We start from the raw sequence: 22,598 nt of genomic DNA on the forward strand, positions 1-22,598 counted from the left end.
CATCGTTGCGGTGCTCTGGTATGGGGGTTGCATGTATCTCAGTTATATTAAACTCGTTTGACGTGATTCTGTAATCTGTAATTAATCTTTTGTGGCCACACCAATGGAGCGGCTGAACCGTTGAGCGACCAGCAGCACCAGGCTCACCCCCACAACCCATAGGGTCGAAAGGGCGTTGATCTCCGGGGTGATGCTGAAGCGCACCATCGAGAAGATGCGCAAGGGCAACGTCGTCGCCCCCGGCCCGGCGGTAAACAACGCCAGCACATAATCGTCGAGCGAGAGCGTAAAAGCCAGCAGTGCCCCCGAGAGCACGCCCGGCCAGATGGCGGGCATCGTCACCCGCCAGAAAGTGGTCCATTCGCGTGCCCCCAGATCCATCGCCGCCTCTTCGAGGGTGCGGTCGTAGCCCGAGAGGCGGGCACGCACGGTGAGGGCGACAAACGGTGTACACAGCACCACATGCCCGGTCGCCACCGTGACCAGGCCCGCGGCGATCCCCAGTTGCGAGAACCAGATAAGCAGGGCAATGCCGAGCACCACCTCCGGCACGATGATTGCGATGTAGAGCAGCAGTTCCGCCGGTTGGGCAAGCCGGTAGCGCGCCAGGGCGAGGGCGAGCAGCGTACCCAGGACGGTCGCTGTGGTGGTGGCCGCCCCCGCCACCACCAGCGAATTGATCGCCGCCTCCTGGATGCGCGTATCGGCCAGCAGCACTCGGTACCAGTCGAGGGTGAAGCCCTGCCAGCGCAGGTTGAGCTTCTGGCTGTTGAAGGAAAATACCACCAACACCAAGATGGGCAGGTATAGATAACCGAAGACCGCCACGGCCCACAGCCTGAGCCACAATGCCCGCCTGCCGCTCATACGAGTGTTTCCTTCTCGGCAAAGCGGGTGTAGAGGACCAGCAGCCCGAGGGTGAGGATCACCAGCACCATGGCCGCCGCCGCTCCAAAGGGCCAGTCGCGTGCGACTAGAAACTGGTTGCGGATCAAATTGCCCACCAGCAACGTGCGTGCCCCACCCATCAAATCGGGCACGGCGAACATGCCCATCGCCGGGACAAAAACCAGGGTGCTGCCCGCCACCAGGCCCGGTAGTCCCAGGGGCAGCACGACGCGCCAGAATACCTGGAACGGTCTGGCGCCAAGATCGGCGGCGGCGGCGAGCTGCGCTTCGTCGATCTTTTCGAGGCTGGCGTAGAGCGGCAGCACCATGAAGGGCAAAAACTCGTAGACCATACCGATGAGCACCGCCCAGGGAGTGTAGAGAATTTCGATCGAACCGCGCCAGAGCCCCAATCCCGCAAGCAGCCCTTCAAGCAGTCCCCCAGAACGCAGAATTAAGATCCAGGCGTAGATGCGGATCAAAAAATTTGTCCAGAACGGTACCAGAATGGCAAACAGCGCCACCGAGCGCACCCGTTGCGGGACGCGGGCCATCCACCAAGCGAGCGGATAGCCGATGAGCAACGTGATGGCCGTTGTCGCCCCGGCAATCGTCAGCGAATCGAGCAGGATGTTGAGATAGAGAGGATCGAACAGACGGGTGTAGTTGTCGGCGGTGAATTTGAAGACCACTTCGCCGTAGGGGCTACGGCTCAGCACACTCGTAGCGGCCACCAGGGCAAGGGGAGCCGCGAGGAAAGCCAGTAGATACATGACGGCTGGGGCGGTGAGCAGAATGCCCCGCAGGGGGGAGAAGGCAGAGGTTTTCAATTCCCCTCCGCAAGCACGATCGTGTCATGACAATCAGCGCTCAAAACACACGCCGCTCCCTCCGCCAATACTTCCCGGCCATTGCGATTGGTCAGCAACAGCCAGAAGCGCTCCCCCCCAGCCAGGAGCACCTCCTGACGGGTCAGGGCACCTTCGTAGCGGGTAGCTCCCAACGTCGCGGCGAACCGGTTCACCCCGGCACACGCCACAGCGTCCGCGCCCAACAGCACCAGCTTCTCGGGCCGAATCGCAACCGATACGCGCTCCCCCGATACCACGGCTGCGGTCGCCATTCCCCGCACCACCTGATCGATCCCCGGTACGAACACCGACACCACGCCCGCCTCGACCGATTCGACGCTCCCGGTAAGCCAGTTGGTCTCGCCCACGAACTCGGCCACGAAGCGGCTGGTCGGCCGCTCGTAAATTTCCGCAGCGGTCCCTACCTGCAAAAGCCTTCCCGCGCGCATCACCCCCACCCGATCAGACAGGCTCAAAGCCTCCTCCTGGTCGTGGGTGACAAAGATAAACGTAATTCCCGTCTGCCGCTGCAATGCCTTCAATTCCAACCGCAACTGCCGGCGCAACTGCAAATCCAGTGCACTTAAAGGTTCATCGAGCAGCAGCACCGCCGGGCGTTTGGCAAGCGCCCGGGCCAGGGCCACCCGCTGCTTCTGGCCGCCGGAAAGTTGCTGGGGTTTGCGAGCGGCCAGCTTCTCCAGGCGCACCAGGGCGAGCATCTCCTCGACGCGCAAACGCACCTCGCCGCGCCCCAACCGCTCCATCTCCAGGCCGAAGGCGACGTTCCGGTACACGTTCAGGTGCGGGAAAAGCGCGTAACTTTGAAAGACCGTGTTGACCGGCCGACGGTAGGGCGGTACCCCCGCCATCGGCTGACCGGCAATCGCGATCGTGCCGCCATCCGGTTGCTCGAAGCCGCCGATGAGCCTGAGTACCGTGGTTTTGCCGCAGCCGCTTTCGCCCAACAGCGAAAAAAATTCGCCCGCCCGCACCGCGAGACTCACCGCGTCCACGGCGCGCAGTGGCTTGCCGCCGGGCTCACTGAAGCACTTGACGACCTGGTCCAACTCGACGACGTTCAACGGCGGCAGCAAAATTAGGCGGCGTACTTCAAAAGAATAAACGTTATATTGTCGTGCCCCAGTTCCTGGAGAGCCAAATCGATCAACTGCCGCGCCCCGGCGGCGAGATCGCCGGTGAGCATGGGTAGGAGCACCGTCTGCCAGCAGCGCTCGACAAGCGACCCGTCGCACAGCCCATCGCTGCACAGCAGCACCAGACAGTCTTCAGGCAGCACAAAGGTCTGGACTGTGGGCTGCAAAGCCTCCATGGCGATCACCCCGAGCGCCTGGGTGAGATGGCCGCTGCCGTCCATGCGCAGCACAGCACTGCTGGTGGTGCGCGCCAGACTCACCTCCTGGTTGGCCACGTCGTCATCGACGGTGAGCTGCTGGCAGTGGTGCCGGTCGATGAGGTAGATGCGGCTGTCGCCGACGTGGGCAATGTGCAGCAGGCTGCCCGTCAGGCAGTAGGCGACGACGGTCGTACCCATCTGGTGCCGGCGCTGGCGTCCCTGGCGGCGGTTGGTCTCCAAGAGCAACTGGTTGGCGCGGTAGAGGGCCAACGCCATGCCCCGGCGCACCTGCAAAGGCGGCAGGGGCTGGGTCTGACGGCTGAGTTGCTGCAGTTCGCGATCGAGCAGATCCAGAGCCAGGCGGCTTGCCACCGCGCCGCCTTCGTGCCCGCCCATGCCGTCGCAGACGATGCCGTAGGTGCCGGGCGGATCGTGGATGAAGCAGTCCTCGTTGGCCTTGCGGCTGCCCGGGTGGGTCGCACCCAGCACGCCCGCCGGACCGCGGCCAGGGTTGGCGGCGGCGAGATTTTCGAGGGCGGCGGACAGCTCCTCGACGCGGGCGATTCGGCCCAGGCAGAGTGCCCCGACGATTGCGGCGAGCGGCGGGCTGAGGGGGATCAGGCTCTGCCAGCTTTGCCCCAAGGCCGCGAGCGGCGGCGGCGCCGGGTCGCCGCTCAAATAAAACAGGCAAGCCTGCCAGCCGAGTACGCCGATGTTGTCGGGGGCAAGCAGCGAAGAGGCTACCCCCTCCTGCACACAGGGTTCCCAGAGGCGGGCCAGTTGAACCAGCCAGCCAATCTGCTGCAACGGTGGGGCGGCGGGCCAGCCCTGGCGCAATGTCGGCCAGGGGGTGCCGTCGGCTGCGAGCGGCCCGCGCGCCAACAGCACGCACGGTTCGCCGCCATTTGGGGCCGCCATGCAGGTGTGAATCTCGGGGATCGCCCAGCGAAAGTGGTGCAGCCTCTGGTAAGGGCGGCAACCGGCAGGCAGGCCCGCGGGGGCGGCGGTGGGCTGGTCCGGCAGCAGATCCCGGGCGATTGCCGGGGACTGGCCGACCACCCGGTAGCGCCGGTCGAGGGCCTGGCGATTGCCGGTGACCAGATAGTGCATGGGCGGTTTACTCTTCGATTTCGAAGCGGAAGCTCATCTTGTTGGCTTTGCCGAGGGCGATGGTGTCGCCCGCTTTGAGCTTACGGCGAAAGCGCGTTCCCGGTTTGATCAGTTCGCCGTTCAAGAAGGTGCCGTTGCTGCTGCCGGCGTCCTCGAGGGCAAAATTTCCTTCGCTGCTGTGGATGGCGGCGTGGACGCGCGAGACCACTTCTGCGCCGGGCAGGTGGGAGACGTCGATATCGGGCGGTAGATCTTCGTTGGGTTTGCCGAGGTAGACCAGGGGCTGATCCGCCGGCAGTTCGAGCCGCTCGTCGCTGCCGATATGGACGAGGACGGCGGTGGCAATCTGCAGGCGCGTGCCGGGCGAGGCGAAGGGCGGCGGCGCACCGGCGTTGGGGCGCGGAGGCGGGCTTTCCATGGGGCGGGCAACCTGGGGTAGAGGTGGATCGACAGGGGCCGGGTCGGCCCGGCGGGCGGAACGCCGCTCGGGGGGCACGACAGGGGCGGATGCGGGGGGGGCCTCAGGAGCAGGCGATGGGGCAAGGACCGATGCAACGACTGGCGAAGCGGCAATAGCCACCGGCTGCGGTGGGGCGGAAACGACGTGGGGCAACTCGACGCCGCATTCGCCGCAATACTGGCAGGGTGTCGGGTTGATGCTGCCGCATTCAAGACACAGTACGGCGATCTCCCCCTGGCAGCGCCGGCAGTTCAGGGCGGTGTCGGGGTTGGCGTGCTGGCACTGGGAGCAGACGATAGCCATGGCGGTTAGGGAGCGGGAGCGGTGGGTTCGGGGGCGGTTTTAAGGGCCGGGGCGGCGGGTTTGCCGGGATTTTTGGGAGCGTCCTTGCCGGGGGGCGGTGGCGGCGGGGTCGGGTCGAAGGTCTCGATGACGAAGCCGCGGCGCACCTCACCCGCTTTGTTGGCCGCTTTGAGGGTGATTGGGATCTGCCGGCCCGCGCGCGTAAAAGGCGGCAAACTCAGCGATCCGTTGGGGCCGAAGGTACCGTAGGTCTCCAGTTCGACACTCACATCCTTGCCGGTGACCTGCCAGGAGAGCACCACCTTGTCGCCGGGATTGGTATCGGTCTTAATCTTAAGAGGAACATTGGCCGGGGCGGCGGTGCCGTTGAGGGTAAATTTGCCGATCACCGGCTTGGAGAGCGTTTCCGGCTTCGGTTTGGGCTTGGGGACGATCTCGATGAGATCGCTCTGGGTGGTGACCGCCGGGGCGTCGCGGTGGCGCTGGAGTACCTTCATCTCGAAGACATAGTAGCCGCCTTTGCGGGCGTCGGTCTTGACGTTTCGGCAGGCGAGCAGGTCCTCGGTGATCTGGCATTTGCCCTTGAGGGCGGCGGGCAGGTCGGCCACCTCTTTGAGCTGATCGCCGAAGGTCAGTTCCATCGGTTTGCTGACCGGCTGGCCGTTGCCCGCGCGGGCATTGACGGTGATCTTGCGGATCTGACCGGGGTTGCGCAGTTGCCAGTTGAGGGTGATCCGGTCGCCGTTGGTCTCCAGGTAGCGGATGCTGTCGGACTGGAAGCTCTCGACGCGCACGGGGTCGGGAGCGCGAAAGTACACCAGCCAGACTAGATAGAATATCCCCCCCAGCGCCGCGAGCACCAGCAAAGCGGCCAGCAGCAGCTGCCACCAGGGCCGGGCCAGCCATTCGAGCTTGGCCTTGGGCGGTGTCTTGGGCAGCGGCAGCGCCTTGGCGTCGGTAAGATCGATCTTGAAGGGAATCTCGAAGGGTTCGCCCCAGAAGGGCCGCTGCCACCAGTTCTTGGGTTTGATCGTGAGATCGATGCCGACACTTCTACCCGGCAGGAGGCGCACCTCCTCGGGTCTGCACTCGTAGGCGGCGTACTCGTCCTCCTCGCTGCTGCTGGCCCCGACCCCCAGTTCGCGGATGACGTTGCCTTCGTTGGCGATGTTCACCTTGAAGCGCCCCGGCTTGCGGGTGACTTTGCCGAGTAGCGTCTCGATTTCGACTTTGAGTCCGTAGGTGGTCGGAATTTGCAGATATACCAGATCGAGGAGCACCAGGTCTGGGGTGTTGGCGGAATAGACCCGCAAAGTCGGCGAATAGCTGCCCGACAGCGTGTCGGTGGGCGGCTGGAACAGCAGAACAATCTGGCCCCGGGTGTTGGGGTTGAGATCGAGGCCGTCGGGGCAGTCCACCAGGCCCGGGCCGCTCAGGCTCGGCACCTGGTAGCGCACCGAGTACCAGCTCTCTTCGAGGTCCGGGCAGGTGAGCCTGAAGCGGTCGACCCGGTCGGAGCGGTTGTGCACCTGGATCTGGACCACCTGGGGTTTGCCGGGTTGGACCACCAGCGGCTGCTGGGGGGTGGTCTGGGGTTTGAGCGCGAAGGTCGGATCGCTGACGCGCACCGCCTGCTGGTCGCGCGGCAACAGTTGCAGCTGGCGGGGCCGCTGCAGGGGGGTGTCCTCCGGGTAGTGCTCGGGAGCGTCCACGACGATGGCGTAGTCGTAGATGCCCGGAAAAGCCTGCGGCGGGATGGTGAAGCGAAAGGCCACCTCGCTGCTCTGCTTGGGATCGAGGGCGAGGCGCTGGCGCGGCGAATCGCACCACTTGCGCAAGTCGCGCTCGGAATCGTCGATAAAGACGTCGATCACCGCGCTCTGGTCGCCCTGGTTGCTCACGGTGACAAACAGCTCGACCTGCGAACCCGGCGTCGCCTGCTGGGGGCCGGGCGGGTTCATGATCAGCACAATCGGGCAGGAGCGAGTCTGGATCACGGCAGGGGCACCCGTCGCATCGACACTTGAAAATCGTCGCCGCCGCTTACACCGATGATCCCCTCGCGGTCGCGGCCGAGGTCAACGGCGTTCACCTTTTTGGGGCGCTCCTCCAGCAAGCGGCCGGTGACGGAGCGCGCCGCGCGCGTGCCTTTGGGGGTGAGCTGCCAGAGCATCACCCGGTGATCGTCCCCGCCGCTAATCAGCGACAGGCCGTCGCCGCCGAAGGCGAGCGAGCGGACCGCGAAACTGCCGTGGCCCAACCAGCGATCCAGCACCGGGCAGGTGACATCGACGGGCACGTTCGCAGGCACCGTTTCGGCGCTCTGGACGGGGACGGCCCGGTCCTGCGCCTTCGGGTCCGCTTTGACCAGGGAGCCGAGGGCGGTCGCCCCGCTAAACGGCGCCTTTGCGGCGTTCGGGTCGGCGCAGCGGGCGAGGTCGTAGGTGGTGATGTTGCCTTGGGAATCGGCGGTGGCGAGCAAATTCGGGTTTTTGGGCGAGAGGGCGACGCTCCAGATGACGTCGTTCTGGCCGCCGCGCGGCTGCAATCGGCGCGGTCTGGCGTCGGGTTTATCCAGATCCCAGAGCAACAGCCTGAAAAACCGGCCGGCGCTAATCAGCGTGCGCTCGTCGCCGCTCAGTTCGAGCGCCTGCACGGTGTAATCGAGTTTTTTATCCAGTTCGAGGACGCGCACCGGCTGGGTGGCCTCCGATTGCAGGTCCCACATCTGCACCATGCCGCTGCCGTGGGCGCTAAATAGATGGCGCGAGTTGGCGGTGAAGACAAGGTCGAAGACCCGGTCGTCCACCTCCGGCTGGTAGTCGAGCTGGCGCAGCTTCTCGCCGGTGGCGACGTTCCAGATTTGCACCGCTCCGTTTTCGAGCCCGGCGGCCAGCTGGCTGTTGTTCTTGGGCATAAAGCGCAGCGCGCGCACGGGCCGGCCGGTATCGACCAGAATGCCCTCGTAGCTGAGATCGCCGCCTTCTTTGCCGATGCGCCAGCTGCGGATGGTGCGGTCGTCGCTGGCGCTGTAGACCATGCGCGCGTCGCCGCTGACGCGCACCGAATTGACCAGGTCGGTGTGGGCGCGGGGATTGAAATGCTCGTGGACCGTGACCGCCCCCCAACTGCCCGAGATAAACGTGAGTGCAAAGGACAATACCTGCATCCAGACGGGCAACTTCGGCAACACGCGCAGTTCGAGTTTTTGCGAGGGCGGATCGGCACCTCCCAGCCGCTCGTCGGACAGGACCGCCACCGCCTCCAATTGCAGTGTCTTGGGTAGGCCGAACAGCGAGCGCTTGCGGGTGATTTCGAGTTTGAGTTCGGTGGTGGTGGAGACCCCCAGCACCCCCTGGGGCGGTTCGGTGCGGGCGGTGCACCTGCCGCTGTCGCGGCCTTCGACGGCGACGCTCACCTCCTGGCGCAGGTTGCTCGCGTTTTTAAACAGCAACGGAAAGGTGGCGGCAAGCTCGCTCCAGTCGGGCCACCAGGCGCCGCCTTTTTCCGGCAGACGTTGCCGCGGTTCGCTGCAATTGAACTGCACGAAGCCTACCGGCAACACCTCCAGCGACCCTTCCGCGCGCGCGGCGCTCCCGCTCTGGGGGAGCGCTTCGACCGCAAAGGGATACTCCTGGCCGAGGGCCTGGTTCGGCCCCGGCGGCAGGCACTGAAAGGCGACATCCACCAGGGCGCCCGCTTCGACGACGAAGCGCCGCTCGGTGCCGGTGGCCATCCAGACCGGGTCGATTCCCAAAAAGCGCAAAACGATATCCACCGGCCGCTGGCTGAGGTTGCGCACCCGCACCGGAATATCCACGGGATTGCGCGGATAGGTCTGAAACTGGCGCACCGGCAGGTCGACCAATAGTTGCGACGGTCCCGAACCCGCTTCGACAATCAGCCGCAGCAGGTACTTGCGCTCCTCCTTGAGCTGCGGGGAGGTGATCAAGATCGTGACGTTGATCGCCCCTACAAAACCGGGAATGGGCGAATCGACGATCGTCACCTGAAACTGGGTGCGGCTGCCGGGGGGCTTGGCGGTGGAGACTTCCGGAAAGAGCTGGTACCAGTTGGGATTGCGCCCCGTCCCCGCCGCCAGTAACTCCAGTTTGAATCCCGCGAACTGGTTGCTGTCGTTGCTGACGGTCACCTCAAAAGTGACCGGCGGACCACCGGGGCGGTAGGTGACCGCCTGCTCCGAGAGCACAGCGCTGATGACGCGTTTTTCCATACGGGTGCGGGTTGGCTAGGCGGGCCGGGGGTGGCCGCGCGGGTGTTCACGCCCTTCTTTCGAAGAAGCTTCGCAAGTTGGTGTACATCTGGCTGAAGGAGCGGTGGACGCCCTGGGAAACAAAGTTCATGCCGCGCGCCTTGAGCAAATAAATTTCTTGCTCGGCGCGGGTTTGCACAGCGTTGCCCTTGCCGCTGGGCGGTGCGTTGAGACCGGGGATCTGGGGCAGATTGTTGATGTTCATGCCGAACAACTGTGCTCCCTGGGCGGATTTGTCCAACTGCCGGTTCGGGTTGGGGGCGGGCATGCCGGGGGGCATCCCCGGGCGCTGGGGAGCAGCGGGCGGGCGCGGGCCGGGGGCACCCGCCGCGGGGCGTTGGGGAGCAGGGGCACCGGGCCGCTGCGGCGCGGCTCCCTGGGCGGGCGGGGCGCCGGGGCGCTGGGGAGCGGGGGCACCGGGCCGCTGCGGCGGGCGCATACCGGGGCGCAGGGGGGCCGCTACGCCGGGCACCACCGAACTGGCACCGGACTGGGGACGGGTCAGCCGGGAAAACGCCCCGCCGAACAGGTTCATCCACGTGCTGTAGATGAAACTCTCCACGTTCATGAAGTCTTTAAAGAAGTTGGACATCGCTCGCTCCCTCATGCTTGCGGGCTGACTGCTATTACTACTCCGGCCGCCGGGACGATGGATCGCCCTGCCCCCTTGCTGTGGGGCGGTCGGTCCGGGGTAGGGGCTCCTAGGGACAACTCCCGGCAGGCCATAGCGCCGTCTTCTTTCAGGTGCCGCCCATCCAGGCTGTGTCCTTGCCCTGCAGGGCAAACAGCTGCCGCCGGCGCCAGGCGTAGGCCAGGATATTGATGCCCAGTTCGTGGGCGGTGCGGATGGCCAGGCGCGAGAGGGCAAAGTTGTCGTCGATGCCCCAGGCGGCGGCCAGTTCGCCGATCGTCAGCACGATGCCGCCGCCGGTGAGCAGCCGCAAAGGTTGCTGGTTGATCGCGGGCAGCGCCGAGAACAAGAACGGGTGGGTGCGCAGCGGGTGATCCCGGCGCAGGCGCTCAAGGTACTCCAGGGGGGTCTCCAGTTGCTGGGCGAGGGCGAGCACGCTCTCGACCAGGGGAGCGGCGTCGGCAGGGGCGTCCACCATCAGTACCCCGCCGCGGTCGAGGTAGCCTTTGAGCGCTTCGAATTCGCGGCTGTTGAGCACCAGCGGCTGGCGGCCGGTCAGGTACAGCAGGTCATGGGCTTCCAGGCCCTCCGCTTCATCGAAGCTCACCTGGCCCACCTCGCCCACCCCCTGCAGGGCCGGGTAGAGCGCGCCGGTGGCCCGGAGCAAGTGGGGCAGGTTGAAGAAGTGGCGGGTGCCGTCGGGGTCGGGGTGGTTGACCACCGCCATGCTGATCAGTGCCTGGGGGCGCGGCTGCGCCTGCAGCCGGAAGCGCAGGTCGACGTTGCTGTAGCCCGGAAAGAAGACTTCGCGCGGGTTCTCGAGCTGCACGGTCCCAGGCTGCAGCAGCACCCGGCAGACTTCGACTTCCAGTTCTTCGGGGGGGCTGCTTTTTTCATCGACACGGAACGTCTCCTGGACAATGTCGCGGCGCTCCTCGCGGCGCAAGTCGTCGGGATCGACGTACTTGACCACCAGATAGACCATCGCGGGCTCGTTGTCGGCAAGTTCGACGGCGACGCGAAAGTCGATGGGCTGGGGGACGACGATCGGATTACCCACCAGGTCGATAGCGATCCCCGGCTGAATGCGCACCCAGCGCCCGTCGCGATATTCGGCCTTGACCTCGCTCGGGGCGGGGATCGCCTGCACCCCCAGGCCGCAGACGATCCCCGGCTGGTTGAGCGCCTGGTAGTGCATGCCCTGGCGCAGCCGGTGGTACTCGTGGGCGCGCCGCCAGCGCTCGGCGTTGATGAGCAGACCGTCGGCGGCCTGCAGGCGTTCGAAAGGACGGATGGGCGGGGCGGGGAACAGTTGGCTCATGGGTCTTTATGGCGAAGAGGATTCGAGTGGCGCAGACGGGGGTTCGGGGCGTTTCGGGTCGGGTTGGCCCGGAGCGGGCGGCTTGGGGGGCAGGGGCTTCGGGGTGCCCTGGGCGGATTTGGGAGGCGGCGCACCGGGGCGGCCGTTGGGGGTAGCAGGAGCCGGACGGCGGCTCGGAGCGGGAGGCGACGGGGCGGCCTGGCCGGCCTGGCCCGGCGGGGTGGCCGGGGGTGGGGGTGGGCTTTCGATGTAGAGGTCGTAAGTGCAAAAAGCGGGGCGCTCCTGCTCGATGATCAGCCGCACCAGCCGCTCGTCGATCTGCCCGGGGCGCTCCTCGCGCAGGCGCACCACAAAGTGAAACGGCCGCCCGCCCCCCAGCACCGTGCCCTGGCCGAGGCGTTCGCCCCCCAGCACAAAGCCGCGCCCGAAGTGGTCGGTGATCGCGATGTGCTTGGCTGCTTCCTCGGGAAGCTGGTCGTCGAGGGGCAGCCCCGTGTACAGGTGCAGGTAGAGCCTGAGGCCCTTGCGGGTGCCGCGCCAGCGGTAAATTTCGACCGCCCGCTTGATGAGGCGGCGCTGCTGCGGCAGTTCCCAGCGCGCGTCCATCGGCCAGGACACCCAGTAGGCCAGAAAAGGCAATAGCGCCCTGGGGGCAGTCAGCGGGTCGAGGTTGGCCCACATGCCCTCCAGCCCATGGAAAGCGGGCTCGAAGGTCTCCTCAAAAATTTTGAGAAACCGGCCGATAAAGTCGACTTCGCGGTAGAGGGCCGGCAGGTAGTTGAGATAAAGACTGTGGGCACGCACATGGACGCTGAACTCCTCCAATTCGACCTGGTCGAGTTCGAGGGCGTTGATGCCGTAGAAAAAATAGATGCGGCCCTGAAAATCGAGGTCGAGGTGGCGCTTCTTTTTGGGGGTGAGCGCTTTTTGATCTTCAAAATAGGACGCAGGCACCTGGAAGTAGATGACTGCCTCCATCTGATGACCGGGGGCGATCTGGTTGCCCTCCATGCCGATGCGGTACCAGTCGACCGGAAAGTCGCCCTCGACGCGCAAATTGAGCCAGATGGGGCGCTTGCCCAGGTTTTTGATCTGCACCACCATCTCGCTGGGTTCACCCGGATGGAGCAACAGACCGTTGCTGCGGGCGCTCACCGCCACACTTTCATCGGGGCCGTTGACCATCAGCCCGGCCAGGGGCACCGCCTCGGGCACCCGCATCGGGGTGATCTGGACGGTCAGGAGTTTGCGGTCGTGGGCCTGGGTCACCGTGCGCCTCCTAGCGGGCAATCAGGTTGATGACGTGGCTGGAGCGCAGGCGGTTGTCGGCCCACGAACAGATGAGCCCCAGGGGACCAGGATCGACCACCGGGTCGGGGGCGGGTTTGCGCGTCCAGTTCGGGCCGCGCTTGCGCACCGAAAAGAGCAGCACCGCCCCCAGATAGCGCACCCCCGCCGTTTGCTGCAACAGCGCCACGATATCCGAGGGGTAGACCGGCCTCCCGAAGGGCCAGCCTTTGCTGTCCGGACCGCCGGTGACCGGGTTGAGAAACCGGTAGAGCGCCACGCGCAGGTTGAACAAAATTTCCTGCTGGGCGCGGGGGTTGTTGTACTCGGGCTCCAGGGCCACTTCGGTCTGCACCGCCACCCCGACGTACTCGGGTTCGGCCAGTTGCACCTGCACCCCCATCAGCCGCCGCTGCTCCAAATAGCCCAGAATCTGCTGCTGCAGCTGGGGCCTGAGGGTGAAGCGATCGGGGTTGAGGCCCTCCCCGCGCCCGACCGCATCCACGTTCGCCTGGGGAACGACCATCAGCCGCACGGTACCCGCCGCCCCCTCGGGGGTGGGCAGGCACTTGACCCGGGCTACCGCCCCACCCGCTCCGCGCTCGGTGAGAATCTCAAAGTCCTCGGCGGTCACCGCCCGGTCGCGGGTGCGCAGCATCTGCGGGGCGCGCAGCACGGCCTGATCGAGCGATTCGGCGTCCGCACCGTTGCGGGCGGGCTGGTGGTTGGTCACCCGGGCGATGTAGGGAACGGCCGATTTGAGCACTTTGAGCGTCCCTGCCTGGACGTTGCCCGTCCGGCCGCCCCCCACCCGGTAGGCCACCATGCGGATCACCGAGCCGCGGGGGGGGATGGCGCCGTACTGCCGCTCTTCCTGGGCGTTCGCCTCGGCGACGGCGGCCAGTTGCGGGGTGAGCCCCTGCTGCTGGATGCGCGAACGGATGGCGGTCTGGTGTTGGAGCTGGGCCGGTTCGCGGATGAGCGGCCCGAACTGCACCGTGCCGGTGAGCGAATCGACGGTGTAGTGCAGATCCTCCGGGCCGGAGTCGGCAAAGTCGGCCACTTCCTTCCAGATCTGCGGCAGGCCGCTCGGAGGGGAGACGAGAACGTGTTCGGCGGCGCTGCGCGCCAGCACCGGCGAACCTTGCAGTTGAAATTTCTGACCCGGGGTGCCGTCGCTCATGCCGAGGCGCTCCTCGCGCACCGTCGTGCTGTTGCTCGCCCCGACGGTGCCGCCGATCGAACGCACGGCAAGGCCGACGATGCGCGGCGAAGCGCTGTAGGCGGGCTGGTTGGGGGCGGCGGGCAGGCAGATGCAGCGCAGCCAGCGGCCCTGATAGCTGGTGAAGCGCGCCGGGGGCCAGCGCTGCGGCAGGTGCAAAATCACATCGACGCCCTGCAGCGGGTTTTTGCCCTGCTGGGCCATTTCGCTAAAACTAAATCCGCGCGTAGCGTCGTCGACCTCGCGCAACAGCACCGGCTGCCAGCGCTGGCCGTCCCAGGCTTCCCAGCGACGCGGGGGCAGGTTGGGGTTGATGCCGGTGGGAGTAGCGGCGGCTCCCTTGAGGGTGATGGCGAGCACGTTGCCGTCGAGGGGCTGTTCCGGGTCGACCACCAGATAAAAACAATTGCCCGCCTGGGGCTGCTCGTCGAATATCGGCTGCTCGCTGCCGCCCCACTGGCCGCCCGGCTGGCGGGTCCAGAGGTCCGTGACCCGGTCGCGCAGCGCCTGGGGGGTTTCGTCGGTGGTCTGGGCGGTCAAAAAGTGCAGCAGACTGGGCTTACCCACCAACAGCGGCCGGTCGGTGCTGAAGACGATCGCCTCCTGGGTCTGGGTGCGCTCGGTGGCCACCTCGGTGCCGGCCGGTACCCGGTAGACATCCGGCAGGGCGTTGGTCAGATAAAACGTCACGTCCGTTCCCGCCGGGGCCGGGGGCTGCAGACGGATGCCAAGCAGTTCCAGAAACGCCACGTAGTTGCGGCGGGGCACCTGGTTGAAGCGCAGCAGCATCTGGTCGGTCAGCCAGGCGAACAGCTCAATGAGCGTGATGCCCGGGTCGCTCAGGTTGTAGTCGGTCCACTCCGGGCAGTAGCGGGGGATGCGCAGCAGACACTCGGCCACCAGATCGTCGAAGGTGCGATCGTCGAGGTCGGACTTGGGCAACTTGGGCAAAAAATCGAATTCCACAGGCCTACTCCGCCGCTGCTTGCGGATTCAAATAAAAGGGGTACACCAGGCTGCGCGGGTCGGGACTGCCCTTGAGGCGATAGTCGATGACTATATCAATACGCCCGGCCACCGGATCGGGATCGGCGCGCACCTCGGTGAGATCAATGCGCGGCTCCCAAATTTCGAGCGCCTCGCGCACATAGGAGCGGATGCGCAACAGGGTCGAGGTGTTGAGGGGCGCAAAGGCCAGATCCGCAAGGCGCGAGCCGAAGTTCGGGCGGTAGACCCGCTCGCCGATGCCCGTGCGCAGGATAATCCAGATGGCCTCCTCGACATCCTGGGCGGCGGAACTGAGCTGGATACCACCCTGCAGATTGAGCCTGAGCGGAAAGGCGAGACCCGTCCCCAGATATGCCCGCTGCCTGTCGTTCAACGCTTCTTCCATCGCCGCCACGGCACACCCTCCAGACCCCGTCAGACTAGCTATGGCTAGGGGTGAGCAACCATTCGCCAAAGGTCGAGGGCGCTTTGCCTGATGAACGGTTAGGGAAGCGGCGTCCTACGGCAGAAACAGCGCAGACAGAGAAACAACCAGGTCGGGAAAGGCCATCGGGAACAAAGCATCCGAGGCAGACAGGTTCATCTCGAAAGCGTAGCCCTCACTACCAGGGTCGCGAAAAATGATCGCCTGGCCTTTGAAGGCCGTCAGCACGGCTTTCTTGGAGTCTGGCTGGAAAGTTCGCCATTGTCCGGGTCGATCCCCAGTTGGCGCAACCGCTCGGCCAGACGCTCGGCGCGTTGCTCGGCCGATTGTGCCCGCAAACTCTCTTGCTCGGCACGTTGCTCGGCCGATTGTGCCCGCAAACTCTCCTGCTCGGCACGTTGCTCGGCCGATTGTGCCCGCAAACTCTCCTGCGCCGCGCGCTGCTTTTCTTGCGCTGCCCGGGCGGCAATTTCCACGTAGCTCTCGAAGGGCGTGCCGTCCGGCCGCCACAACTGCAGATCTCCTTGCGGCGTGATTCCGAAGCGCGTGCCCAGCCGTGGGCTCACCCAGCCTTCCATCCGCTCGATACCCACCAACGCTCCTTCTTCGCGCACAAACCCATCCAATGTCCCTTCGTCCGGGTCATAAAGGTAATACTCTTCGACGCCGTGGCGATGGTAGAACTGGAATTTGCGGGTCATCTCCGAAATGGTATTGCCGGGCGAAAGGACCTCGAAGACCACCTGGGGTGGAATGTTGTCCTCTTCCCACTGGCGGTAGCTGCCCCGGTCCCCTTTAGGGCGGCCGAAGGCGACCATCGCGTCGGGAGCCTGGCGGATCTTATTGTCTCCCTCGACCGGGTACCACAGCAGATCGCCTGCGACAAAGACGTTCGGATCGTCCGCGAACAGCCACTCCAAGCCTTCTTTGATGTAGACGATCCAGCGAAACTGCCGGGTGTTGTCGGACATGGGCTTGCCGTCCGATTCCGGATAGATCACTGCTTGAGTGTAAAGGACCAATGGGTAAGTTTGAGCCGTTGCCTGCCATAGTAATCCACCCACTGCGGCGCCCGCGACTGAGTGCCTCTCCAAATGCCGTGGTTTTGTCAGGTTCGACTACAGGCTTTCAGCCGTTACACACTCACCCGCTCACACAGCCTCAAAATGGTCAAAGTACGATGATGAAGGTCACTCTGCGCCCCGGCTTTGCTTGAGACGCTTCGCTCAAGTATGGATTATTGAAGAAATTTTCTCGGGTTCGGCGATGGAAGACGAACTGAACCATACATTTTCCGGTTGCGAAGACTGTTAGTCCGGTGACCACGAAACCCTACTTAGCGATTTTGCCCTCTCAAGCAGTGGCGATAGCCGGCAAATCGCCGATGATTTGTACCTGGGATTTGGAGGAGTACGCGCTCCTGCCTGAACTCGAGTTAGGTCCATCAAGCCACGGCTACGAAAAGACCACAGTCCTGCAACTGGAAGATTTTGTTTATCCGATAGCCTTTCCATCATTGGCCATTTCTGTCGCAGAGCTGTTCACCCGCAGGAGCAGGCTTTGATCGATTCGCAAGGATAAATCCAGGGACTACCCGATCGGTTGAATACCCAAGTCCGACCGCCACTGGGACAGGGGCTTTTCCCAGGCTGCTTCCCATTTTTGGGCGAACAGCGATTTCGCATTGCTACCCATCCTCCAGCCCCGGCAGAGCGCCTCCAGAAGAGCCGGCAGCGCTTCGGGAGCAAGAAGCGTGCCGGACATCAACCCGGTGGCGATCAACATCGTCGCGAGCGGATAAGGAAACTGGGCCAGATGCAGCGCCTGCAAACCCAGTTCACCGGCGGGCGAGGTATCAAAACCGGTGACGATGTGCCAGATGTCATGGGTCTGACCGAGACGGGCCTCGACATAACTGGCGTCCGAATCGATCTCAAGGTAAGAATACAAATCCGGATCGAAGCCTTGGGCTTTGATGCTAGAGGCATAGGCGTAGCCCAGGGAATCTTGAGGACATTGCAACAGCTGTTCCAGGTCGTGGGGGGGAGCCATGTGCCTTTGCTCGATGAGCGAGGCGCAGGCCGGATCGCCCTTCAAATGCTCTACCGCCAGATCGAACGCCTGGGTTTCCACCAGAGCCGACGACAGTTCACCCACCGGTTGCAGCCCTTCGTCTCCTGCCAGAATTGCGCAGTGCGCCTTCAAGATGATCAAAAGCTGGTGATGGAGCCGGCGTTGAAGCTCGGGCTGGGATATCTCTTTGGACATACGTATGGAATTGATCGATTGCATGGATAGCCCCCAAAGACTTGTTGAATTTCAAAACCCGGGTATTCAAGCGGTTGGGCTTCGACAGACCCGACAGGCACACTCAAAAAAGCGAGCGCTCGCTCACTATTATTTCGCCCAAGCGGCCGGTTCGTCAACTGCACAACGGAGCGCTCGCTTTTTTTGACAGCCCTACGTGTGCCCTGCGCGGGCTCTGGGATAATGAACAGGCTTCGACGTACCGGACTGGGCACCAGCCGGCCGGCCGATCGCTGAACACACCTCCCCCTGCTGCCCTCCGGGTCATGCCGAAAGTCGATCCAAAGTTCAAGGAGCTTCGCCGCGAGCAAATCCTGCAGGCGGCCGTCACCTGTTTCGCCCGCAAGGGTTTCCACGCCGCGACCACCGACGACATCTGTGCTGAGGCCCGGTTGAGCCCTGGGAGCATCTACCGGTACTTCCACAACAAAGAAGCGATCATGCTTGCGATCGCCCAGTCCCACCAGCAGGTGGTCGTCGGTTGGATGCAGGAGGCGGCGCAGCGCACCGATGTCATCGAAGCGTTGGCGATGTTCGCGGCCCGGTTTGTGGGCGAACTCGACGCCCCCAACGCCCGCATCGCCCTGGAGATTGTGGTGGAGGCCGGACGCAACCCGACGCTGGCCGCCCAGGTCAGCCGCTACGACGAGGAGGTGAACGACGGCATCGTCGATTTGTTGCTCAGCGGCAAGCAACGGGGCCAGATCGCCGCGGATATTGACTTTGTGGCGACGGCTTTTCTGTTGCGTGCCGCCATCGAAGGTCTGGGAATCGCGATGACCCTCGAGCGGCGCGTCGAACCCGAAGCAGCCCTTGCCGAGTTCCGGGGGTGGCTGGTGCGTCTTTTCGGCCCGCCCTAGCCCCTGGTCATCGCCCTTGACAGACCGACGGGACAGCGCTATTTTATCCACATCAGATACATCCATAGTGGATAAATCAATGTTGTGCTTAGGCGACTCTCGCCCTGGCTGCGGGCCACAGGCGGGGGCTTGCAGCCAGGCCGACCGGCAGCCTGCCGCAACGCCCCTCGACAGAAACTGACGATGCCCCAGCCTGCTGCCTTGTCTGAGCGCCTTTACCGGTGGCTGCTGCTGGCCTACCCGACGGAGTTTCGTACCGAGTACGGCGAGGAGCTGGTGCAGGTTTTCCTTGACAACCTGCACGAAGAAAGTGTGGCGTACGGCCGTCGAGGTGTTCTTCGACTCTGGTGGGAAACGATGACGGATCTCTCGAGCACGGCCTTTGCCGAACACCTGGCCATCTTCTGGCAGGATCTGCGCTACGGCGCCCGCATGCTTCTCAAAAGCGCCGGTTTTTCACTGGTGGCCATCTTCGTGCTCGCCCTCGGCATCGGCGCCACCAGCGCCATGTTCAGCGTCGTCAACGGCGTGCTCCTCAGGCCCCTGTCTTTTCCTGAGCCTGAGCAGGTGGTGATGCTCTGGCAGACGAATCAGCGCGAGAACGATGAAAAAGTACGCACCTCGGTGGCCAACTTTGTCGACTGGCGCGAGCGCAACCGGGTCTTCTCGCATCTATCGCTGCTGCGCAGCTACCCGCAAAATTACGTGAGCGACCGGGTGCCGGAGCGGCTGAGTGCTGCCCTGGTCTCGCCGGCTCTGCTGGAACTGGCGGGAATCCAGCCGCTCATCGGTCGGCCCTTCACCCAGGATGAGGAGATTGAAGGCAAAAACCAGGTGGTCATTCTGAGCGAGAGCTACTGGCGGCGCCGCTTCGATGCGAGCCCGGCGGTATTGGGCAAGCAGATGAAACTCGACGGCAAAAACCACACGGTCGTAGGAGTTGTACCTAACAATTTCGAATTTACCAACACGGTCGCCCGGCCGGTGGACATCTGGATTCCCTCGTCGATCAACCCGCCGAAGCGCGAGGAAAACCGCGGTGCCTTTGCCCATACCGTTGTCGGCCGCCTGAAGCCGGGCATATCAGTAGCACAAGCGCAATCGGAGATGGACGCCATCGCCGCGCAACTGGCCCGGCAGCACCCGGAGGAGAACACCGGCTTCGGCATCCGGGTGGTGCCTTACTACGAGCAACTGGTAGGGGAGATCCGCCCGGCGCTGTTGGTGCTGCTCGGGGCGGTGGGCTGTGTGCTGCTCATCTGCTGCGCGAACGTTGCCAACTTGCTGCTGGTGCGCGCGGCGGTCCGTCAGCGTGAGATTGCCATCCGCACGGCCCTGGGGGCGAGCCGCTCCCGATTGTTCCGCCAGCTGCTTACCGAGAATATTTTGCTTACGGTGCTGGGAGGCGCTCTGGGTCTCGGTTTCGCCTGGGGAGCGGTGCAGTTGCTGGTGGCTCTCAATCCCGGCTCGCTGCCGCGCCTCGCCGAAATCCGCCTGGACGGGACGGTGCTCGCCTTTACTGCAGCCATCGTGCTGGTCACCGGCACCGTCTTCAGCGTCGCTCCCGCCCTCCAGATTTCCCAGATTGATCTTGCCGATAACCTCAAAGACGGCGGCCGGGGCTCCACCGCCGGAGCGGCCCGCAACCGGGTGCGCAGCGGCCTGGTCATTTCCGAGGTGGCACTGGCGCTGGTGCTGCTCAGTTGCGCGGGGCTATTGGCCAGGAGCTATCTGCTGTTGCAGGGAGTTGATCCGGGCTTTAACCCCAAAAACCTGATCTCCGCCCCCGTCATGCTCCCGGAGGCCAACTACGCCAAACCCCAGACGCAGGCAGCTTTTTTCGAACGGCTCGTTGAGCGGGTGCGCACCCTGCCGGGGGTCACTTCCGCAAGTGCGGTCAGCACCCTGCCGATGAGCGGCTCCAGCATGGTGATCGGCTTCACCGTGCGCGAGCAGCCCCCCAAGCCTCCCGGCCAGGGCAATGCGGCGGGTTACAACAGCGTCGATCCGGCCTATTTTCGAACGATGGGCATCCCGCTCATCCGGGGCCGGGCCTTTACCGACGCCGACAACGCAAAAGCCCCAAAAGTCGCCCTGATCAGCCAGGCCACCGCCCGACGCTTCTTCAAGAACGAAGATCCGATCGGCAAACACCTACGTCTTGATATTTCCAGAGGCGAAGGTGACTGCGAAATCATCGGCATCGTGGGCGATGTGCACCACGACGATCTTGCAAGCGAATCGCGCGCCGACATCTACGCGCCCTACCAGCAGGCCCCTTTGCCCTTCATGACCGTGGTAGCGCGCACGGCAGGCGAGCCGGCCGCCCTGGGCGATTCGCTGCGCCGGGTGGTAGCTGAAATCGACCCGGCCCAACCGGTCGGGACCATCCAGAGCGCCGAACAATATCTGGCGGATTCCACCGCCCAACCGCGCTTCAACACGGTGCTTCTGGGCGCCTTCGCTGCGGCTGCCCTGGTGCTCGCCGCCGTGGGCCTCTACGGGGTGATGGCCTACTCGGTCACCCAGCGCACCCACGAAATCGGCGTGCGGCTCGCCCTGGGCGCCCGGCCCCGCGACATCCTGCAGATGGTCGTGGGCCAGGGCATGGGACTGGCCCTTTTGGGAGTCGGTCTCGGCCTCGCGGTCACCTTCGCCCTTGCCCGGCTCCTGTCGAGTCTGCTCTTCGGCGTCGAGGCCATCGACCCACTCACCTTCCTGGCGGTAGCCGCCTTGCTCGCGTCGGTGGCGCTGCTGGCCAGTTACGTGCCCGCCCGCCGCGCCACCCGCGTCGATCCGATGGTCGCTTTGCGCTATGAGTGAAGCGCCGCAATCCGGCTGCCGGCTCAACCCGCCTGTTTGTCCGAGTGGTAATGCACGTCTAATCTGGAACTGTTCAAAACGATATTTCCCAGATATGCGTCGTCGTAGCTTGCTTTCCCTTCTGCCTATCCCTGTTGTTGTGCAAGTGCTGCCGCTGTACGCATCCGAGGTTTTACTCGATGCGAATCGCCGGCAGTTATTGTACGAGTTCCACAGCGGTCTCTGGATGAACCTGCATCACTTGTTGTACGAGCAGGCAGAGGCGCGGCGGGCGCGGGCCGGCGGCGGCTTGCCAACCCAGGTGAAGGCCCGGCTGGACGCCCTGCTCTCGCAGATCGATACCCTGCCCGCTGCGCCGAGGCGGATCTGGAACGATGCCCTGGAAGCCTACGAGCGAGTCTGGGTTCGTCGGGATCTGCTGTTCGACGACGGGATGACCCGGATCAAACTGCGCCTGGCCGAGCGGGAAGCGAGCCTCTCCCTGGTGGGGGCCAGTCTGCCGGATGACCTGCGGCGAGCCCTCCAGCTGGCGGCGCCGGTCTATCGGAAGCATTGGTGGCCCGAGCACGACCGGAACAACCGCCAGAAGGCCGACGATCTCGCGCGGCGGGTGCAGGAGCTGGGTCTCGCCCTCACCGGACAGCTGGCCGCTCTGTATCGCTCCCCCTGGCCATCGAAGGGAAGACTGCGGGTCGAAATGGCTCCCTACGCAGGGTTCGGGGGCGCGTACACCTCCTTGGACCCGACTTTCACCGTCTACCAGAACACCGACCCACGCAAGCGGGACTGGTTGGGTCTTGAGATCCTCTTTCACGAAACCAGCCACGCCATGATCGCCCCGGTGGAGACAGCGATCACTCGCTCCTGCCAAAAGCGGGGGCGGGCGGTGCCAGAGGACCTTTGGCATGTCCTGCTCTTCTACACGACTGGGGAGGCGGTTCGGCAGGCTCTAGCCAGACGCGGCATCGAAGGGTACGTTCAGTACGCCGATGCCAACGGGGTGTACGGACGGGCCGGTTGGTTGCCGTACCGACAAGCACTCGCCCTCCACTGGCAGCCCTACATCGACGGGCAGGCTGATTTCGACGGGGCTATCGCGGGCATCGTTGACGCCTTGCCACCGAAGCCGACAATGGATAACGGGCGAAGCACTCCTTCTTAATCCGACCACTGGAAAAAGTTGAGGGCGATAAATTGTCTCTGAAGCGGCAGCTTGCAGCTTTCCAGGTTGGTTATCGATTGAACGATATAGCTGTCGCCACTTAGGCTAGGACTTTTTGACCATGTCCGAGTTCATAGGCACTTGATCCATGTGTCCTAAGGATCTAGGCGACAGCTATATCAACGTAAATCATCCGCTTATTTCTATTGGCGTCAGTATAGATCCCACATTCCGCATGTGTATTTATACTCAGTCAAAAATTCTCCGGGGGTGGAGCGGCAGTTGTAGGAATTTGTGAGAAACCTTGAAAGCTT

At 64.2% G+C, this 22,598-nt stretch carries 19 protein-coding genes; 4 read left to right on the top strand and 15 right to left on the bottom strand.

What is annotated here, in order from left to right:
• Positions 1 to 81 precede the first annotated feature (81 nt).
• The 14 genes from GLL_RS07290 to GLL_RS07355 form a co-directional block, all read right to left on the bottom strand.
• The gene (locus GLL_RS07290) at positions 82 to 867 is read right to left on the bottom strand and encodes an ABC transporter permease (protein ID WP_011141402.1); all 786 of its coding nucleotides are present in this window, start codon (positions 865 to 867) and stop codon (positions 82 to 84) included.
• Positions 864 to 1,718: an ABC transporter permease gene (locus GLL_RS07295; RefSeq protein ID WP_011141403.1), complete on the bottom strand. Its 855-nt coding sequence runs from the start codon at positions 1,716 to 1,718 to the stop codon at positions 864 to 866. The genes GLL_RS07290 and GLL_RS07295 overlap by 4 nt, the downstream gene beginning before the upstream one ends.
• A complete protein-coding gene (locus GLL_RS07300; protein ID WP_011141404.1) occupies positions 1,715 to 2,833 on the bottom strand; it encodes an ABC transporter ATP-binding protein in 1,119 nt (372 codons plus the stop codon). The genes GLL_RS07295 and GLL_RS07300 overlap by 4 nt, the downstream gene beginning before the upstream one ends.
• 2 nt (positions 2,834 to 2,835) lie before the next feature.
• Complete coding sequence (locus GLL_RS07305; protein WP_011141405.1) at positions 2,836 to 4,203, bottom strand: protein phosphatase 2C domain-containing protein; 1,368 nt, start codon at positions 4,201 to 4,203, stop codon at positions 2,836 to 2,838.
• Between the two features lie 7 nt (positions 4,204 to 4,210).
• Positions 4,211 to 4,966: an FHA domain-containing protein gene (locus tag GLL_RS07310; protein ID WP_011141406.1), complete on the bottom strand. Its 756-nt coding sequence runs from the start codon at positions 4,964 to 4,966 to the stop codon at positions 4,211 to 4,213.
• 5 nt (positions 4,967 to 4,971) lie between these two features.
• Complete coding sequence (locus GLL_RS07315) at positions 4,972 to 6,963, bottom strand: COG1470 family protein (RefSeq protein WP_011141407.1); 1,992 nt, start codon at positions 6,961 to 6,963, stop codon at positions 4,972 to 4,974.
• The gene (locus GLL_RS07320; protein ID WP_011141408.1) at positions 6,960 to 9,200 is read right to left on the bottom strand and encodes a hypothetical protein; all 2,241 of its coding nucleotides are present in this window, start codon (positions 9,198 to 9,200) and stop codon (positions 6,960 to 6,962) included. Before GLL_RS07320 ends, GLL_RS07315 begins: the two co-directional genes overlap by 4 nt.
• Positions 9,201 to 9,246: 46 nt before the next feature.
• The gene (locus GLL_RS07325; protein WP_164928770.1) at positions 9,247 to 9,831 is read right to left on the bottom strand and encodes a hypothetical protein; all 585 of its coding nucleotides are present in this window, start codon (positions 9,829 to 9,831) and stop codon (positions 9,247 to 9,249) included.
• Positions 9,832 to 9,979: 148 nt separating this feature from the next.
• Positions 9,980 to 11,191 carry a DUF4159 domain-containing protein gene (locus tag GLL_RS07330; protein WP_011141410.1) on the bottom strand — a complete coding sequence of 404 codons (1,212 nt, stop codon included), beginning with the start codon at positions 11,189 to 11,191 and terminating at the stop codon, positions 9,980 to 9,982.
• A gap of 6 nt (positions 11,192 to 11,197) precedes the next feature.
• On the bottom strand, positions 11,198 to 12,460 hold the full coding sequence (locus GLL_RS07335) for a phage tail protein (protein WP_011141411.1): 1,263 nt from the start codon (positions 12,458 to 12,460) through the stop codon (positions 11,198 to 11,200).
• 10 nt (positions 12,461 to 12,470) lie between these two features.
• Complete coding sequence (locus GLL_RS07340) at positions 12,471 to 14,666, bottom strand: putative baseplate assembly protein (RefSeq protein WP_011141412.1); 2,196 nt, start codon at positions 14,664 to 14,666, stop codon at positions 12,471 to 12,473.
• 4 nt (positions 14,667 to 14,670) lie between these two features.
• Complete coding sequence (locus GLL_RS07345) at positions 14,671 to 15,093, bottom strand: GPW/gp25 family protein (RefSeq protein ID WP_164928771.1); 423 nt, start codon at positions 15,091 to 15,093, stop codon at positions 14,671 to 14,673.
• Between the two features lie 114 nt (positions 15,094 to 15,207).
• Positions 15,208 to 15,360: a hypothetical protein gene (locus tag GLL_RS07350; protein WP_164928772.1), complete on the bottom strand. Its 153-nt coding sequence runs from the start codon at positions 15,358 to 15,360 to the stop codon at positions 15,208 to 15,210.
• On the bottom strand, positions 15,354 to 16,103 hold the full coding sequence (locus tag GLL_RS07355) for a Uma2 family endonuclease (protein ID WP_164929621.1): 750 nt from the start codon (positions 16,101 to 16,103) through the stop codon (positions 15,354 to 15,356). Before GLL_RS07355 ends, GLL_RS07350 begins: the two co-directional genes overlap by 7 nt.
• 347 nt (positions 16,104 to 16,450) lie before the next feature.
• Here GLL_RS07355 and GLL_RS07360 point away from each other — a divergent pair, with 347 nt between their 5' ends.
• Positions 16,451 to 16,696, top strand: a complete 246-nt coding sequence (locus GLL_RS07360; protein WP_011141415.1) for a hypothetical protein — start codon at positions 16,451 to 16,453, stop codon at positions 16,694 to 16,696.
• A gap of 26 nt (positions 16,697 to 16,722) precedes the next feature.
• Here GLL_RS07360 and GLL_RS07365 read toward each other — a convergent pair whose 3' ends face one another.
• On the bottom strand, positions 16,723 to 17,400 hold the full coding sequence (locus GLL_RS07365; RefSeq protein WP_011141416.1) for a Coq4 family protein: 678 nt from the start codon (positions 17,398 to 17,400) through the stop codon (positions 16,723 to 16,725).
• 41 nt (positions 17,401 to 17,441) lie between these two features.
• Here GLL_RS07365 and GLL_RS07370 point away from each other — a divergent pair, with 41 nt between their 5' ends.
• From GLL_RS07370 to GLL_RS07380, 3 genes are all read left to right on the top strand, one after another.
• Entirely contained in the window at positions 17,442 to 18,299 is an 858-nt protein-coding gene (locus GLL_RS07370) for a TetR/AcrR family transcriptional regulator (protein WP_164928774.1), read from the top strand.
• A gap of 183 nt (positions 18,300 to 18,482) precedes the next feature.
• Positions 18,483 to 21,122, top strand: a complete 2,640-nt coding sequence (locus tag GLL_RS07375) for an ABC transporter permease (RefSeq protein ID WP_164928775.1) — start codon at positions 18,483 to 18,485, stop codon at positions 21,120 to 21,122.
• A gap of 94 nt (positions 21,123 to 21,216) precedes the next feature.
• Positions 21,217 to 22,284 carry a hypothetical protein gene (locus tag GLL_RS07380; RefSeq protein WP_164928776.1) on the top strand — a complete coding sequence of 356 codons (1,068 nt, stop codon included), beginning with the start codon at positions 21,217 to 21,219 and terminating at the stop codon, positions 22,282 to 22,284.
• Positions 22,285 to 22,598 lie beyond the last annotated feature (314 nt).

The organism is Gloeobacter violaceus PCC 7421 (genome assembly GCF_000011385.1).
In the GTDB taxonomy this organism is placed as follows: domain Bacteria; phylum Cyanobacteriota; class Cyanobacteriia; order Gloeobacterales; family Gloeobacteraceae; genus Gloeobacter; species Gloeobacter violaceus.